General features: G+C 59.6%; 1 protein-coding gene. It reads left to right on the forward strand.

Annotated features, from left to right (window positions below; genetic code table 11):
* Positions 1-129: 129 nt before the first annotated feature.
* Positions 130-502: substrate-binding domain-containing protein (locus OC445_RS26920; RefSeq protein WP_262020455.1), on the forward strand; the 373-nt coding region annotated here is incomplete at its 3' end.

Raw genomic sequence — 502 nt, forward strand, 5'->3', positions numbered from 1 at the left:
GACAGCGCAGCTGGAGCCGGCTTTTTTTGGGGGGCGCTGCGCACCCCAGCGGGAGCAAGCTCCCTCGCCACAACAGTACCCGTACACAAAACGAACATTGAAAAAAAACAACAACAAGGAGTCACCCCTATGAATCGTCGTCGTGGTTTGCGTTCCCTGTGCTGCGCCGCTGTGGCGGTCTCGGCCATGAGCTTGAGCGGCCTGTTGCTGGCCGCTGAAGAAGTGAAAATCGGTTTCTTGGTCAAGCAGGCCGAAGAGCCCTGGTTCCAGACGGAGTGGGCGTTTGCGGAAAAAGCCGCCCAGGACAAAGGCTTCAAACTCATCAAGATCGCGGTGCCGGACGGCGAGAAAACCCTCTCGGCCATCGACAGCCTGGCCGCCAACGGCGCCAAAGGCTTCGTGATCTGCCCGCCGGACGTGTCCCTGGGCCCGGCTATCGTTGCCAAGGCCAAGGTCAACGGTTTGAAAGTGATGGCCGTGGATGATCGCTTTGTCGATGCCA

The sequence above is a fragment of the Pseudomonas sp. Pse35 genome, from assembly GCF_024519715.1.
Classification (GTDB): Bacteria; Pseudomonadota; Gammaproteobacteria; order Pseudomonadales; family Pseudomonadaceae; genus Aquipseudomonas; species Aquipseudomonas paracarnis.